Source organism: Cellulosimicrobium sp. SJTW-1, from assembly GCF_047716875.1.
GTDB lineage: Bacteria > Actinomycetota > Actinomycetes > Actinomycetales > Cellulomonadaceae > Cellulosimicrobium > Cellulosimicrobium funkei.
Genome location: NZ_CP136680.1, coordinates 1,737,836 through 1,753,176, shown reverse-complemented (window position 1 = coordinate 1,753,176; position 15,341 = coordinate 1,737,836). Strand labels below are relative to the sequence as shown.

Here is a 15,341-nt window from a genome sequence, read left to right as displayed (position 1 = left end):
TTCGATCACGGAACCCGCCCCGGCGTGTCCGCGACTCGCGGGCTCACCCGTCGTCGTCCGCGGACCACGACTCCCCGGGCCGCAGCACGACGACCCGCGTCCCGGGCGCCTCGCGCTGCGCGGCCACCTCGAACGCCGCGCCCGCGTGGTCCATCCAGCCGCGCGGCAGGTGCTGGCCGCCCGGCGCGTGCAGCGTCCCCCAGTGCACCGGCACCGCGACCCGCACCCCGACCTCGGCGCACACCCGCGCGGCCTGCACCGGGCCCAGGTGCCCGCCCGAGAGCCGCGGCCCCCACCCGCCGACCGGCACGAGGGCCACGTCCACCGGGCCGCCCGCGAGCGCCGGGAGGTGCGCCATGCCGGGGTGGTGCTCGGTGTCGCCCGCCACCCACACGCGCAGATCGTCGGGACCGGTGGTCCGCACGAGGTGACCGTTCGCGGCGTTGGGCCGGTGCGGCATCGGCCGGTGCCCGTGCACCGCGGTGACGAGCCGCGTCTCGACCCCGGCCCCCGGCGGGCCCACCGCGTGCCACTCGTCGCCCAGCCCGACGCCGCGCAGCCCCTTGCCGCGCAGCCACCGCGCGTTGGCGGGTGCCGTGAGGACCGGCACGTCGCCGAGGAGCCGCAGCGACCGCAGCTCGGCGTGGTCGTGGTGGAGGTGGGACAGCAGGACGGCGTCGCCGCCCCGCCACACCGGGGCCGGCTGCTCTCCGCGCCGGCGGAGCATCCCCGCGTGCCGGTGCAGGAGCGGGTCGGTCACGAGCCGCGCCGTCGGCCCGCCGGGGGTCGCGGCGAGGTCGAGGACCGCGCTCGAGTGGCCGAGCCACGTCACGGTGACGCTCACGCGCCGCTCCCCCGGCCCGGCGCGTCCTCGGCCACCGGCGGCCGTACCCCCAGGTCGGTGAGCCACGCGACGAGCCGGCGGTGCACCGCCTCCGCCCCGACGAGCATCGGCGTGCCGTCGACGTCCTCGAGCTCGTCGTCGGGCACCGCGAGGTGCGCGGGGTGCACCAGCACCGCCTGGTTCTGCGCCCCGCCGAGGCCGCCGTGCGACCCGACCAGGCCCTCGAACGCGTGCACCATCCCGACCTCGTCGACGCTGGACACGAGCACGAGGTCCCCGGCGTCCTCCAGCCCGGCGACGCGCACGAGGTCCGCCGCCGCGCGCGACCCGAACGACGCGAGCGGGTCGGCGCCCACGACCTCGCCCGTCAGCAGGTCGCGCGAGCCGCCCCGGCCGTGCGCCCGGACCTCCCCGTGCGGACCGCGCTCGACGACGACGCCGACCGCGGGGTTCGCGACGAGACCCGGGAGCAGCGCGGGCCACCGGGCGCGGACCTCGTCACCCGTGAGGCGCCGCGGCTCGCGCGGGAACCACACCATCCCGAGGTTGCCCGACCCGACGACCGCGACCTCGGGCAGCTCGGGCAGGGCGGGTGCGGCGTCGGCGCGGCGCTCGGAGCGGTCCGGGCCCACGAGCATGCGGCCCGCCTGCGCGTCCGGCTGCCCGGGACGCAGCGCGTTGAGGGCCGTGTTGGCAGGGCCCCACGCCTCGCTGTCCGGGGCCGTCGCCCGACGCCGCCCCTCGCCCCGGGCGGACCCGGTGCCGTCCCGGGCGCGGCCGTCGTCGTCCGCACGAGCCCCGTCACCGGGCGGGTCGAGCGCCATGAGGCGTCGCACCTCGTCGAGGAAGGACCGCCCGGCGACCTGCTCGAACGTCGGGCCGAGCGACTGCCCGTGGTCCGAGAGCACGACGACGTCGTAGCGCCGAGGCGCGACGGCTGCGACCTGCTCCCAGAGCCCGACGACGCGGTCCAGGCCCTCGAGCGCGCGCAGCGACTCCGGCCGCAGCGGCCCGGCGTGGTGCGCGATCTCGTCGTAGTCCACGAGGTCGACGCACACGACGGGCGCCCCGCGCACGAGCTGCTCCGCGACGAGCGTCGTGTTGAGGTCGCGGAGCACGACGTTCGTCACGGCGCGCAGCACCGGGTACCAGCCGAGGCGCGAGACGCGCGGCTCGACGCCGCGCACGGCCTGCTGCCAGCCCTGGTAGAGCTCCTTGAGCAGCTCGCCGAGCGCGACGACCACGGCGCGCACGAGGACGAACGGGCTCGCGAAGAAGTGCACGAACATCTGCCCGGGCCCCAGGCCCTCGCGCGCCCGGCTCATGACGAGCAGGCTCGTCGCCGCGTCCCCGGAGAACATCGTCGAGACGGCCACGCCGCCCCCCACTAGCAGACCCGCGCCGTCGCTCGTGCGCGCCTCGACCGCCGCCGCGTCCGCGGGCCGGTTCGTCACGACGAGCCTCCCCAGCGCGCGCGACCACCACCGAAAGGCGGGGACGTGCTCGGTCGACCCGTGCAGGAGCCCGACGGTCGAGGCCGGCGTCGTCGCGGGCACGCGGGCCCACCACGTCGTGAGGTGGTGGCTGCCGTCGCCGAGCCACCGCGCGAGCGTCGGGGCCAGGCCGGCCTGGAGGGCGTAGTCGAGCGTGGGGCGCGCGACGCCGTCGAGCAGGACGACGAGCAGGCCCGCCGGGCGCTCCGCGGCGGCGCCCGCGGCGGCTCCCCGGGGCACGCCCGCCTGGCGTCGCGCGCGCCGGAGCAGGTCCCCGATCACGTACTCGTTGTCGCTCGCCCCGACGACCCAGCGCCCGAGCGCCATGAGCACGGCCGCGATGACGAGGACGGCGAGGACGGCGGTCCACGTCCCGCTGCGGAACCCCGGGAGGTAGGTGAGCGCCGCCCACGCGACCGCGACCTGGGCGACCACGCCCGACACGAGCGCGCCGACGACGCCGGACCGGCGCGCGACCCCGCGCAGCACCGGGCGCAGCAGCGCGTCGCCCACCGCCACCGCGAGCGCCGCGAGGACGAGCGACCAGGGGTTGGTCACCTCGACCCCGGGGACGACCCAGATCGCGAGCCCCAGCCCGGCCGCCGTCGAGACGAGCGACCAGGCCGCGCCGCGCACGTCGGCGGCGGTGAGGCGCAGCGTGGCGAGGCGGCCGCGGGCGGGAACGCTCATGCCGCCATCATCGCGGGGCACGGCGGGGTGCGCCCCTCGGGCGTCCCCGGGTTGCGGGCAGGTCGGGGCCGGTCAGGTCGGGGCCGGGCAGGTGGGGGCCGGGCAGGTCGGGGCCGGTCAGCGGCGCGGCGGCGCCTGGCGGTGGTCGTCGTTCCCCCAGCGCCGCGCGTCGGGCACGTCGAGCGCGTCGCACAGCGCGTGCCAGACGACGCGCGGCTCGACCCCGTCCTCGAGCGCCTGGGCGGCGGTCCGGTCGTCGAGCACGGACAGCACCTGCTCGCGCACGTAGGCGCGGCCCAGGGCCGCACCGAACACCTCGTCGACCAGCTCGGAGAACTCGCGGTAGCGCACGGACCAAGCCTTGCACGGATCCGCGGCCGCCCGGTCGCGCGCCGGGACGCGCGGGGCCGCACCGCGTCGCCCAAGGTCGCACCGAAGTCGCCCGGGGTCGCACCAGGTCGCGCCGAGGGCGCACGGGCAGGCCGCCGGGGCGCCGGCACGCTGCGGCGGGCGCGTGTGGGTGGGCAGCCCCAGAATGGGCGCGTGACCTCGGACCCGCTCGCCCGCTTCGCCGCGCCCACGCGCGCGTGGTTCTCGGGCGCGTTCGACGCGCCGACCGCCGCCCAGGCCGGTGCGTGGGAGGCCGTGTCGAGCGACCGGCACGCCCTCGTGGTCGCCCCGACGGGCTCGGGCAAGACGCTCGCCGCGTTCCTCTGGTCGCTCGACCGGATCCTCGCCGCGCCCCCGGACGAGGCCCCGGCTCGCGAGGCGCGCTGTCGCGTCCTCTACGTCTCCCCGCTCAAGGCGCTCGCCGCGGACGTCGAGCGGAACCTGCGCTCGCCGCTCGCGGGCATCCGCCAGGCCGCGGTGCGGCTCGGGCTCGACGTGCCGGACGTCGTCGTCGGCACCCGCACCGGGGACACCCCCACGAGCGAGCGCCGCCGGCTCGCGACCCACCCGCCCGACATCCTCATCACGACGCCCGAGTCGCTGTTCCTCGTGCTGACGTCGCAGGCGCGCGCGGGGCTCGTGGGCGTCGAGACGGTGATCGTCGACGAGATCCACGCGGTGGCGGGCACCAAGCGGGGCGCTCACCTGGCCGTGTCGCTCGAGCGCCTGGACGCGCTGCTCGAGGCGCACGAGCGGCCCCCGGCGCAGCGCGTCGGGCTCTCGGCCACGGTCCGCCCCGTCGAGGCGGTCGCGACCTTCCTCGGCGGGCACCGGCCCGAGGCCGAGGGCGGGCGCGAGGTCGTCGTCGTGCAGCCACCGTCGAGCAAGCGCATCGAGGTCGACGTCGTCGTGCCCGTCCCGGACCTCTCGGACCTCGGGACGGCGGCACTCGTGCCGGACGCCGGGTCGCGGTCGGACGGCGGCCTGCCACCTCTGCCCCCCGGCGAGCGCGACCTCACGGGCCCTGCGACGTCGCGCCCGACGGGCGCGCCCGACGTCCGGCCACCGCGCCCGTCGGTCTGGCCGCACGTCGAGGAGCGGGTCGTCGACCTCGTCACCGACCACCGCTCCACGCTGGTCTTCACGAACTCGCGCCGCGGGGCGGAGCGCCTCACGGCGCGCATGAACGAGCTGTGGGCCGAGCGCCAGGGCGAGGACGTGCTCGACCCGGGCACGGTCACCGCGGCGCAGGTGCAGGCGCAGTCGGGCGCGAGCTCGGGCGTCGAGCCCGTCATCGCCCGCGCGCACCACGGGTCGATGAGCCGGGCCGAGCGCACGCGCACGGAGACCGAACTCAAGGACGGCCGGCTGCCCGCGGTGGTCGCGACGTCGAGCCTCGAGCTCGGCATCGACATGGGCGCGGTGGACCTCGTGGTCCAGGTCGGGGCGCCGCCCTCGGTCGCGTCGGGCCTGCAGCGGATCGGGCGCGCGGGCCACCAGGTGGGGGCCGTGTCGCACGGCGTGGTGTTCCCCACGCACCGGGGCGACCTCGTGCCGTCGGCGGTCGTCGCCGAGCGCATGCGCTCCGGAGGTATCGAGGAGCTCCACGTGCTCGCCAACCCGCTCGACGTCCTCGCCCAGCAGGTCGTCGCGATGGTCGCGGTCGACGAGTGGACGGTCGCGGAGCTCGCGACGCTCGTGCGGCGCAGCGAGCCCTACGCGCACCTCGGCGACGCGTCGCTGCACGCCGTCCTCGACATGCTCGCAGGCCGCTACCCGAGCGAGGACTTCGGCGAGCTGCGCGCGCGGATCGTGTGGGACCGCGCGTCGGGCCGGCTGACCGGGCGGCCGGGCGCGCTGCGGCTCGCCGCGACGAGCGGCGGCACGATCCCCGACCGCGGGATGTACGGCGTGTTCCTCGCGACGGACGCCGGCACCGGGACCGTCGCGGGCGACCCGGACATCGCGGGCGGCCGCGCCCCGCGCGGCGGCAAGCGCGTCGGCGAGCTCGACGAGGAGATGGTCTACGAGTCGCGCGTCGGCGACACGTTCACGCTCGGTTCGAGCACGTGGCGCATCGAGGACATCACGCCCGACCGCGTGCTCGTCACGCCCGCGCCGGGCATCCCCGGGCGGCTGCCGTTCTGGAAGGGTGACTCCCCCGGCCGACCCGCCGAGCTCGGCCGTGCGCTCGGCGCGTGGGTGCGCGAGACGGACGCGCTCGCCGCCACCGACCCCGACGCGGCGGCCGACCGGCTCCGCACGGCAGGCCTCGACGCGTGGGCGAGCGACAACCTGCTGGCCTACCTGCGCGAGCAGCGCGACGCGACCGGACGCGTCCCCGACGACCGCACGGTCGTCGTCGAGCGCTTCCGCGACGAGCTCGGCGACTGGCGCGTCGTCGTGCACTCGCCGTACGGCGCGAAGGTGCACGCGCCGTGGGCGCTCGTGCTCGCCGCGCGCCTGCGCGAGCGCTACGGGGTCGACGCCGCCGCGATGCACGCCGACGACGGCATCGTCCTGCGGCTCCCGGACACCGGGGACTCGTGGCTCGAGGGAGCGACCGACGGCTCGGGCGGCCTCGGCGGGGACGCGCCCGTCGTCGGCGTCGAGGACCTGCTCCTCGACCCGGACGACGTGCTCGACGCGGTGCGCGACGAGCTCGGCGGGTCGGTGATGTTCGCGTCGCGGTTCCGCGAGGCCGCCGCCCGCGCGCTCCTGCTGCCCCGGCGTCGTCCGGACCGGCGCCAGCCGCTGTGGCAGCAGCGGCAGCGCTCGGCGCAGCTCCTGTCGGTGGCGTCGGAGTACCCGGAGTTCCCGATCGTCCTCGAGGCGGCGCGCGAGTGCCTGCAGGACGACTTCGACGTCGCGGCGCTCACCGACCTCATGCGCGACCTCGCCGCCGGGCGCGTGCGCCTCGTCGAGGTGACGACCCCGACGCCGTCGCCCTTCGCGCAGTCCCTCCTCTTCGGGTACACGGCGCAGTTCCTCTACGACGGCGACGCCCCGCTCGCGGAGCGCCGCGCCGCCGCGCTGTCGCTGGACCCCACCCTCCTCGCCGAGCTGCTGGGCGGCGACGGCGTCGCGGCCCAGCTCGCCGACCTGCTCGACCCCGCCCAGATCGAGCGGACCGAGGCCGAGCTCGGCGCGCTCGCGCCCGAGCGGCAGGCGCGCCACGCCGAGGACGTGTGGGACGTCCTGCGCCGGCTGGGCCCGCTCACCGAGGCCGAGGTCGCGGCGCGGACCCGCGAGGACGTGCGCGCCGACGTCGCGGCCTGGCTGCGCGAGCTCGAGGCCGCGCGCCGCATCATGCCCGTGCGGCTCGCGGGGGTCGCGCCCGAGCGCGCGCAGCAGTGGGCGGTCGTGGAGGACGCCGGCCGCCTGCGCGACGCGCTCGGCGTCGCGCTGCCCGTCGGCATCCCCGAGGTGTTCACCGAGCCCGTCCCCGACCCGCTCGGCGACCTCGTGCGCCGCCACGCCCGCACGCACGGCCCGTTCACCGCCGCCGACCTCGCCGCACGCCTCGGGCTTGGCGTCGCCGTCGTCGTGCAGACGCTCGAGCGGCTCGAGGCGGCCCGGCTCGTCGTGCGCGGGCGGCTGCGGCCGGAGGCGATCGGCGGCACGGGCGACGACTGGTGCGACGCCGAGGTGCTGCGCGTCCTGCGCCGGCGCTCGCTCGCCGCGCTGCGCGCCGAGGTGGAGCCCGTCCCCGCCGAGACGCTGGGCGTCTTCCTCCCGCGCTGGCAGGGGCTCGGCGCGCTGCGCGGCGTCGACGGGCTGCTGCGCGTCGTCGAGCAGCTCTCCGGCGCGGCCGTCCCCGCCTCGGCGCTCGAGACCCTCGTGCTCCCGGCGCGCGTCAGCGACTACACCCCGACGATGCTCGACGAGCTGACGACGACCGGCGAGGTCGTGTGGTGCGGGCACGCCCCGCTGCCCGGTTCCGGCGGCGGCGACGGTCTCGTCAGCCTCCACCTCGCGGAGTGGGCGCCGCTCACGCTGCCCGACCCGGGCCCGGCGCCCGAGACCGGCCTCCATGCCACGCTGCTCGACCTGCTGGAGGGCTCGGGCGGGTACTTCCTCCCGCGGCTGGCCCAGCGCGCCGGCGCGGAGACCGTCCCGACGCTCGAGGCGCTGTGGGACCTCGTGTGGTCGGGCCACGTGACGAACGACGGCCTCGGGTCCCTGCGCGCACGGCTCGGCGCCGCCGGGGGGACCCACCGCGCGCCGCGCGCCCCGGCGCGGGCCCGGCCGCTCGCACGCGGCCGGTTCGCGGGCCTGCGGCCGCCGACGTCGCCCGAGACGGCCCTGCGCGGCGGCGCCGGGCGGTGGTCGGCGCTGCCCCCGCGCGAGCCCGACCCCACCCGCCGGGCGCACGCGCTCGCCCGCGTCCTGCTCGACCGCCACGGCGTGCTCACGCGCGCCGTCGCGCCCGCCGAGGGCGTCGCCGGGTCCTTCCGCGCGGTGTACCGCGTGCTGAGCGAGCTGGAGGCCACGGGCGCCGCGCGGCGCGGGTACTTCGTCGAGCACCTCGGCGGCTCGCAGTTCGCGCTCCCCGGCGCGGTCGACCAGCTCCGGACCGACGCGCAGGACCGTGAGCGCGCGCTCGAGGCCGACGCCGCGGCGGCCGCGACCGACCCGTTCGCCCCGCTCCCCGACGCGCGGACGTCGCGCGGCGGTCCGCGTCCCGGCGCCGTGCTGCTCGCCGCGACGGACCCGGCGAACCCCTACGGCGCGGCGCTGCCGTGGCCCACCCGCCCGACGACCGGACCCGGCGCGCCCGGCGCGCCCGGCACGGACGGCACGACCGGGGAGGGCTCGCGCGGTCACCGCCCGGGCCGCAAGGCGGGCGCCGTCGTCGTGCTGAGCGACGGCGACCTCGCGCTCTACGTCGAGCGCGGCGGGCGGTCCGTGCTGTCCTTCGTGGACGGCCCGCGGCTCGCCGAGGCGAGCGCGGCGCTGGTCCGCGCGGTGCGGGCGGGCACGCTCGGGAAGATCGTGGTGCAGCGCGTCGACGGCGTCGAGGCCCTGGCGGGTGCCGGCACGGCACGGACCCCGGCGGACGACGCGGTGCGCGCGCTGCTCGACGCCGGCTTCCGCGCGACGCCGCGCGGCCTGCGGGCGGCCTGACGTGCGGCGGTCGTCGCGCGCCCCCGGCCACGGGGGGCGGTCGCGTGCCCGAGGGTGACATCCTGCGTCTCGTGTCGGCCCGCCTCGACGAGGCGCTCAAGGACCGGGTGCTGGTCCGCTCGGACCTGCGGTGGCCGAGCGCCGCGGAGATCGACCTGGTCGGGCGGACGGTCGTCGGGAACCAGGCCTACGGGAAGCACCTGTTCACGCGGTTCGACGACGGCCGGTCCCTGCACACGCACCTGCGCATGGAGGGGTCGTGGCGGCTCGCCCGGACGGGCACGCACGACGCTCGAGGGGCGGAGCCGAACGTGCGCGTCGTCCTCGCGAACGAGTGGTGGACGGCGGTCGGGAACCGGATCGGGATGCTGCACGTGCTGCGCACCGCGGACGAGCGCGTGATCGTCGGTCCGCTCGGTCCCGACGTGCTCGGCGACGACTTCCCGGAGACCGGGCTGCCCGAGGCGGCCGCGCGGATGCGGGCCGACGACGCGGCGGGCGGGAGCGGCCCCCGGTACCGGCCGGAGCGGGCCGCAACGGGTGTGCCCGTCGCGGAGGCCCTGCTCGACCAGCACCTCGTCGCCGGCATCGGCACGATCTACACGGCCGAGTCGCTCTTCGCCGAGCACGTCTACCCGTGGACGCCCGTCCGCGACGTCGAGGACCTCGAGGGCCTCCTGCTCACGGCACGCACGCTCATGCAGCGCACGGTGCGGCACGGGTTCGACCCGCGCGCCGGCGTCGTGCGGCACGTGCACGGGCGCACACGAAAGGCGTGCCACGTGTGCGGCACGCCTGTCGCGGAAGGTACGGCGAACGAGCCCCCGTACGACCGTCCGATCTTCTGGTGTCCGACCTGCCAGGCACCGCCCGCAGCAGGATGACGGCCGGCGTCGCTGCCCCCGCTCCCGGTGCGGCCGGTGCCGGCCCGACCGTCAGCCGACGGGCTGCAGGTCCTCGCGGCGTGCCGTGCCCTCGGGATGCTGGCGACCCAGCACGGCCGTCGCGAAGTCGGCCGGGATGGTGTCGGGGATCAGCAGACCCTCGGCGACGGCGACCCGGTCGCTGACCTCGCGCAGCACCAACGACATCGGGATGTCGAGCGCCTCGCAGATCGAGCCGAGGAGCTCCGACGACGCTTCCTTCTGACCGCGCTCGACCTCGCTGAGGTAGCCCAGCGAGACCCGTGCGGCGGAGGACACCTCTCGCAGGGTGCGCCCCTGTCGCTGGCGAGCGTCTCGCAGCACGTCCCCGATCTCTCGTCGAAGAACAATCATCTGGCGACCCCCTTCCGTGTCCCGTGCGCCCCCGGGAGCCGGAGAGGCCCCCACCTGGGTGCGCGAACTGCTCGTGCCGGTCTTCCTGTTCACTGCCCCGCGTGACGGGGTCGTCCTACCGTACCCCGCCCGCGGTCCGCTCACGTCGCCGGTGCCCCGTGCGGGACGGGGCGCGGGCGCGTTGCCCGTGCGTCCCACCGGTCGGTTGACGGTCCTGTTGGCGATCACGTGCTGTGCAACGTCGCGACGTGGGGTGTTGTTCCCGCGCCGGGCCTCCCGGCCGCTCCCCCGCGGCACGTTCACGACGTCTCCACGACGCCTCCGGCCCGGTCCACGCCCGGCCGGGCGGCCGACGCGCCCGCCGACGATTTCACCCAGCACGGGGCATCGTCACGCCGTCGGTGGCCGGGGCCCGACCGTCGCGCGCGCGAGCGCCACCGCGGCGGCCACGGTGGCGGCGCGGACGGCCGTACGGTCGCCCGCCAGGTGCAGCTCTCGCACCTCCGTGCCCCCCGGTCCGCTCGCGGCGACAAAGACGGTCCCCGGGGCCCGGCCGTCCTGCGGGTCGGGGCCCGCGACGCCCGTGGTCGCGACCCCGACGTCTGCCCTCAGCACGTCGCGCACGCGCTCGGCCATCTGGCGTGCGACCTCCGGGTGCACGGCCCCGTGCGCGGCGAGCAGGCCGCAGTCGACGCCGAGGACCGACTTTTTGACGTCGGTCGCGTACGCGACGACGGCGCCCCGGAGCACGCGCGAGGCGCCGGGCACGTCGACGATCGTCGCGCTGAGCAGGCCGCCCGTGAGCGACTCGGCCGTCGCGAGGGTCCACCCGCGGGCCTCCAGAGCGCCGAGCAGCTCGACGACGTCGGGCCGCACGTCCGGGCCGGTGACCGACGAGCTCCCCGGCGGGACCGGAGCGTCGGTCACGAGACGGGCGCGCCGTCCGTGCTCGGACCCCGCTCGACGACCCGGGCTGCGCGCACCGCGTCGCGGCGCAGGCGCCAGCCCTGATACGCGTACTCCAGGCCGGTCACGACGGTGACGAGGATGGCCGCGGCGAGCACGATCCAGGCGACGACGCCGACGAACGCCGGCAGGTGCGCGAGCGGCAGCACGAAGAGCGTGATCGCGACGGTCTGCAGCACGGTCTTGAGCTTCCCGCCGCGGGACGCAGGCATGACCGCGTACTTGAGGACGGCGAACCGCAGGAGCGTGACGCCCAGCTCGCGCGCGAGCACGACGACGGGGACCCACCAGGGCAGCTCGCCGAGCGGCCACGCGAGCAGCACGAGGGCGGTGCCCACGAGCAGCTTGTCCGCGATGGGGTCGAGGAGCTTGCCCAGGTCCGTGACGAGGTCGTAGCGCCGCGCGAGGTAGCCGTCGAGGCGGTCCGACGTGGCGGCGAGGACGAAGATGCCCGTCGCGACGAGGCGCCACGTGACGGACTCCCCGCCGTCGACGAGGAGCGCCCACGCGAAGAACGGGACGAGCAGGATCCTCGCCATGGTGACGAGGTTCGCGGAGTTCCACGGCGAGGGGACGGCGTTGACCACGTCACCAGCCTAGGGGGTCGTCCGGGGTGCGCCGACCGTCGGCAGCACCACCGGCCGCTCGGGTCACCGCCAGCCCGACTCCACGTCGGCGTCGTCGTGGTACTCCGTCGCGACCGGGGGCATGTGCCCGTCGGTGCCCTCGCCGTAGTCGTGGCCGCCCCCTGCGCCCTGGGGCGCGAGGGCCGCGGCGGGCGCCTGGCCGTCGAAGACGTCCTGCGCGGGCTCGCCCCGGATGAGGGCGAGCGCCGACGGCAGCTCCTCGGGCGTCACGAGCACCTCGCGGGCCTTGGACCCCTCGGACGGCCCGACGATCTCGCGCGACTCCAGGAGGTCCATGAGGCGACCCGCCTTGGCGAACCCGACGCGCAGCTTGCGCTGGAGCATCGACGTCGAGCCGAACTGCGACGTCACGACGAGCTCGGCCGCCTGGAGCAGCAGGTCGAGGTCGTCACCGATGTCCTCGTCGATCTGCTTCTTCGTGGCCGCCTGCGTGACGTCCTCGCGATAGACGGGCTTGAGCTGGCTCTTCACGTGCTCGACGACGGCGTGCACCTCGGACTCCGAGACCCACGCGCCCTGCACGCGCATGGGCTTGGCCGCACCCATGGGCAGGAACAGGGCGTCGCCCTGGCCGATGAGCTTCTCCGCGCCGGGCTGGTCGAGCACGACGCGCGAGTCCGCGAGGGACGACGTCGCGAACGCGAGCCGCGACGGCACGTTCGCCTTGATGAGGCCCGTCACGACGTCGACCGACGGGCGTTGCGTCGCGAGCACCAGGTGGATGCCCGCCGCGCGCGCGAGCTGCGTGATGCGCTGGATCGAGGCCTCGACGTCGCGCGGGGCGACCATCATGAGGTCGGCGAGCTCGTCGACGACGACCAGCAGGTACGGGTACGTCGCGATCTTGCGCTCGGAGCCGGGCAGCGGCTTGACCTTGCCGGCGCGGACGGCGGCGTTGAAGTCGTCGATGTGCTTGAACCCGAACGCGGCGAGGTCGTCGTAGCGGGCGTCCATCTCGCGGACGACCCAGTCGAGGGCCTCCGCGGCCTTCTTCGGGTTCGTGATGATGGGCGTGATGAGGTGCGGGATGCCCTCGTAGATCGTCAGCTCGACGCGCTTGGGGTCCACGAGCACGAGCCGCACCTGCTCGGGCGTCGAGCGCATGAGGATCGACGTGATCATGGAGTTGATGAAGCTCGACTTGCCCGCGCCCGTCGCGCCCGCGACGAGGATGTGCGGCATCTTCGCGAGGTTCGCGACGACGTAGCCGCCCTCGACGTCCTTGCCCACGCCCATGACCATGGGGTGCTCGGTGCGCCGCGCGGCCGACGACCGCAGGACGTCGCCGAGCACGACCGTCTCGCGGTCCGTGTTGGGGATCTCGATGCCGATGGCCGACTTGCCGGGGATCGGCGCGAGGATGCGCACGTCGGCGCTGGCCACCGCGTACGCGATGTTGTTGGACAGCGACGTGATGCGCTCGACCTTGACCTTGGGCCCGACCTCGACCTCGTAGCGCGTGACCGTCGGGCCGCGCGTGAACCCGGTGACCTTCGCGTCGACCTCGAACTGCTCGAACGTCTGCGTGAGCGCCTCGACCACGCGGTCGTTCGCGGCTGAGCGCACCTTGTGCGGCGCGCCCTTGACGAGCGCGTCCTCGTCCGGGAGCAGGTAGACCGTGTCGCCCTCGAGCATGGGCTGCACGCCCCGGGGCATCGGGCCGGGCGGGGGCGGCGGCACGCTGCCGACGCCGTCCTCCGGGGAGGGCGCGACCGCGCCCATCGCGGCCGCCGCCGTGTCCTGCGCGGCCCCCTGCCCGACGGCGGGGACCACCTCCGTGGCGGCCGTGCCGGCGGCCGGCTCCTCCGCGCGACGCTTCTTCCCCCGGCCGCGCGGCGCGTCGTCCTCGTAGTCGAGGAACGCGGCCGTCTCGAAGGCCTCGTCGCCCGAGAAGCCGCCCTCGGGCTTCTCGATCTCGGCCGCCTCCGCCGCGCGCTGCGCCTTGGTGCGCCGCGGCTTGCGCGGTCGGCGACCCGTCGGCGGCTCGCTGCCGTCGTGGCGCGAGACGCCCTCCGCGAGCGGGAGCCCGTCGGCGTCGAGCGCGTCGTCCTCGGTGCGGTGGTTGCCGGTGAGCACGTCGTAGAGGCCACGCAGCCGGCTCGGGATGCGGTGCACGGGCGTCGCGGTGACGACGAGCAGCCCGAAGAACCCGAGGAGCAGGAAGATGGGGACGGCGAACCACGGCGTCAGCCCGGCGGTCATGGGCGTGGCCGCCAGATAGCCGACGATGCCCCCCGCGTCCTGCACCGCCGCGAAGCCGTCGCGCGGCGCGGGCAGGTCCTCCGAGATGTGCACGAGGGAGCACACGGACACGACGATGAGCGTGAGCCCGATCGCGACGCGCGAGTTCGCCTGGGCGCGCTCGGGGTGCCGCATGATGCGCACCGCGAGCCAGAGCAGCAGGACCGGGACCGCGACGCCGGCGAGACCGAACGTCCCCGCGACGACGCCGTGGACGACCTTGCCGAACGTGCCCTGGATGCCCCACCACTCGCGGGCCGCGACGACGACCGCGAGGGCGATGAGGGTGAACGCGAAGCCGTCGCGCCGGTGTGCCGGGTCCAGCTCTCTTGCTCCTCTTCCGATGGTGCGCACGAGCGATCCCACGCCGTGCGCGGCGCCGAGCCAGACCCCCCGCACCGCCCGGACGGGCCACGGCGGCCCTGCCGCCGGGCGACGCGCCGGGCGGCGCGCGCTGGACGAGGAGGACCGTCCGCGACCGGTTCCGGCGCGCGACGTGCCGCGGGCCGTGGACGAACCGCCGCGCGCCGCGGTGCGGGGCGCTGGTGTGCGGTTGCTCGCGGTCCGACGTGCCTGCGGGGACGTGCGGGTCGCCATAGTGGTCCTAACCTACCTGCGAGGGACGACGGCGCCCGGGACCCCGGGGCGCGTGTCCCCCGCGGACCGGGGTTCGGGCACGTGCCCGCGACCCGGTCCCGCGAGGACGAGCGGAGGACCGATGGACGATCACGCGGGCGTGCGGCGCAGCACCGCCGACGCGACCACGGACGGCGAGCAGGCGCACGCGCGCGACCTCGTGGAGGTCCGCCCGGGGGTCTGGGTGGCGACCGCGACGATCTGGGCGACGACGTCGACGGTCGTGGTCGCGCCCGACGGCGAGGCGCTCGTCGTCGACCCCGCGGTCACGGTCGAGGAGGTCGAGGCGCTGGCCGCCGCCGTCCACGGTCGCGGCTGGCGCGTGACGGCCGGGTTCGCGACCCACCCGCACTGGGACCACGTGCTGTGGTCCCGCTCCTTGGGCGACGCCCCGCGCTACGCCACGGCCCGCGGCGCCGACGCCGTCCGGTCGCGGGGGGCGGACCTGGTCGCCGCGACCGACGCCGCAGCGCCCGGCCACGACCCGACGCTCGTCGGCGCGCTCACGCCGCTCCCCCGCGGCGCACGACGCCTGCCGTGGCCGACCGCACCGACCCCCGGTCAGGCCGAGGAGCGGCCCGGCGCGCAGGCCGACGGGAAGACCGACGTCGTCGTGGTCGAGCACGACGCCCACGCGCCGGGCCACGCGGCGCTCGTCGTGCGGGGCGTGCTGCTCGCGGGCGACATGCTCTCGGACGTGGAGGTGCCGCTCGTCGACACCGGGTCGCGCGACCCGGTGCGCACGTACCGCGGGGCGCTCGACGCGCTCGAGCTCGCGGCGCGCGACGTCGACGCGCTCGTCCCGGGCCACGGGAGCCCGGCCGTCGGCCGTGCCGCCGTCGCCGCGCGCTTCGCGGCCGACCGCGCCTACCTCGACGCGCTGGAGCACGCGGTCGTGCACACGGACGCCGTGGTGGCCGACGACCGGCTCACCGGCTACGTCGCGACGTGGCACGACGAGCAGCTCGCCGCGCTGCGCGCGCGCTGAGGCCGCCCGAGCGGTCGTGCCCGGATCGCGGAGCCGCGGTCC

The 15,341-nt window shown here is 76.8% G+C and carries 10 protein-coding genes; 3 read left to right on the top strand and 7 right to left on the bottom strand.

What is annotated here, in order from left to right; genetic code table 11:
* Positions 1-43 precede the first annotated feature (43 nt).
* The 3 genes from RSE42_RS07945 to RSE42_RS07935 form a co-directional block, all read right to left on the bottom strand.
* Complete coding sequence (locus RSE42_RS07945) at positions 44-844, bottom strand: MBL fold metallo-hydrolase (RefSeq protein WP_415298507.1); 801 nt, start codon at positions 842-844, stop codon at positions 44-46.
* Complete coding sequence (locus RSE42_RS07940; RefSeq protein WP_415298505.1) at positions 841-3,027, bottom strand: alkaline phosphatase family protein; 2,187 nt, start codon at positions 3,025-3,027, stop codon at positions 841-843. Before RSE42_RS07940 ends, RSE42_RS07945 begins: the two co-directional genes overlap by 4 nt.
* Before the next feature lie 117 nt (positions 3,028-3,144).
* Entirely contained in the window at positions 3,145-3,378 is a 234-nt protein-coding gene (locus tag RSE42_RS07935) for a DUF3046 domain-containing protein (protein WP_085388098.1), read from the bottom strand.
* Positions 3,379-3,570: 192 nt separating this feature from the next.
* Here RSE42_RS07935 and RSE42_RS07930 point away from each other — a divergent pair, with 192 nt between their 5' ends.
* Both RSE42_RS07930 and RSE42_RS07925 read left to right on the top strand, forming a co-directional pair.
* On the top strand, positions 3,571-8,544 hold the full coding sequence (locus RSE42_RS07930) for a DEAD/DEAH box helicase (RefSeq protein ID WP_415298503.1): 4,974 nt from the start codon (positions 3,571-3,573) through the stop codon (positions 8,542-8,544).
* 44 nt (positions 8,545-8,588) lie between these two features.
* Complete coding sequence (locus RSE42_RS07925; RefSeq protein ID WP_061267560.1) at positions 8,589-9,428, top strand: DNA-formamidopyrimidine glycosylase family protein; 840 nt, start codon at positions 8,589-8,591, stop codon at positions 9,426-9,428.
* Positions 9,429-9,479: 51 nt separating this feature from the next.
* On the opposite strand, the gene RSE42_RS07920 is transcribed toward RSE42_RS07925, so the two are convergent.
* The 4 genes from RSE42_RS07920 to RSE42_RS07905 all read right to left on the bottom strand — a co-directional run bounded on the left by RSE42_RS07920 (position 9,480) and on the right by RSE42_RS07905 (position 14,272).
* Complete coding sequence (locus RSE42_RS07920) at positions 9,480-9,821, bottom strand: helix-turn-helix domain-containing protein (RefSeq protein ID WP_021483863.1); 342 nt, start codon at positions 9,819-9,821, stop codon at positions 9,480-9,482.
* Positions 9,822-10,211: 390 nt separating this feature from the next.
* Positions 10,212-10,748 (bottom strand): CinA family protein, encoded by a 537-nt coding sequence (locus RSE42_RS07915; protein WP_369824900.1) that lies wholly within the window; start codon positions 10,746-10,748, stop codon positions 10,212-10,214.
* The gene (pgsA, locus tag RSE42_RS07910; RefSeq protein WP_021483781.1) at positions 10,745-11,374 is read right to left on the bottom strand and encodes a CDP-diacylglycerol--glycerol-3-phosphate 3-phosphatidyltransferase; all 630 of its coding nucleotides are present in this window, start codon (positions 11,372-11,374) and stop codon (positions 10,745-10,747) included. Before pgsA ends, RSE42_RS07915 begins: the two co-directional genes overlap by 4 nt.
* A 63-nt stretch (positions 11,375-11,437) precedes the next feature.
* Positions 11,438-14,272, bottom strand: a complete 2,835-nt coding sequence (locus RSE42_RS07905) for a DNA translocase FtsK 4TM domain-containing protein (RefSeq protein WP_415298500.1) — start codon at positions 14,270-14,272, stop codon at positions 11,438-11,440.
* A gap of 121 nt (positions 14,273-14,393) precedes the next feature.
* Here RSE42_RS07905 and RSE42_RS07900 point away from each other — a divergent pair, with 121 nt between their 5' ends.
* Positions 14,394-15,299 carry an MBL fold metallo-hydrolase gene (locus RSE42_RS07900; RefSeq protein WP_085388101.1) on the top strand — a complete coding sequence of 302 codons (906 nt, stop codon included), beginning with the start codon at positions 14,394-14,396 and terminating at the stop codon, positions 15,297-15,299.
* Positions 15,300-15,341 lie beyond the last annotated feature (42 nt).

Excerpts from the sequence above, each read along its gene's own strand:
- RSE42_RS07920 (WP_021483863.1), bottom strand. The coding sequence starts at position 9,821 with ATGATTGTTCTTCGACGAGAGATCGGGGACGTGCTGCGAGACGCTCGC.
- RSE42_RS07900 (WP_085388101.1), top strand. The coding sequence starts at position 14,394 with ATGGACGATCACGCGGGCGTGCGGCGCAGCACCGCCGACGCGACCACG.
- RSE42_RS07940 (WP_415298505.1), bottom strand. The coding sequence starts at position 3,027 with ATGAGCGTTCCCGCCCGCGGCCGCCTCGCCACGCTGCGCCTCACCGCC.
- RSE42_RS07905 (WP_415298500.1), bottom strand. The coding sequence starts at position 14,272 with ATGGCGACCCGCACGTCCCCGCAGGCACGTCGGACCGCGAGCAACCGC.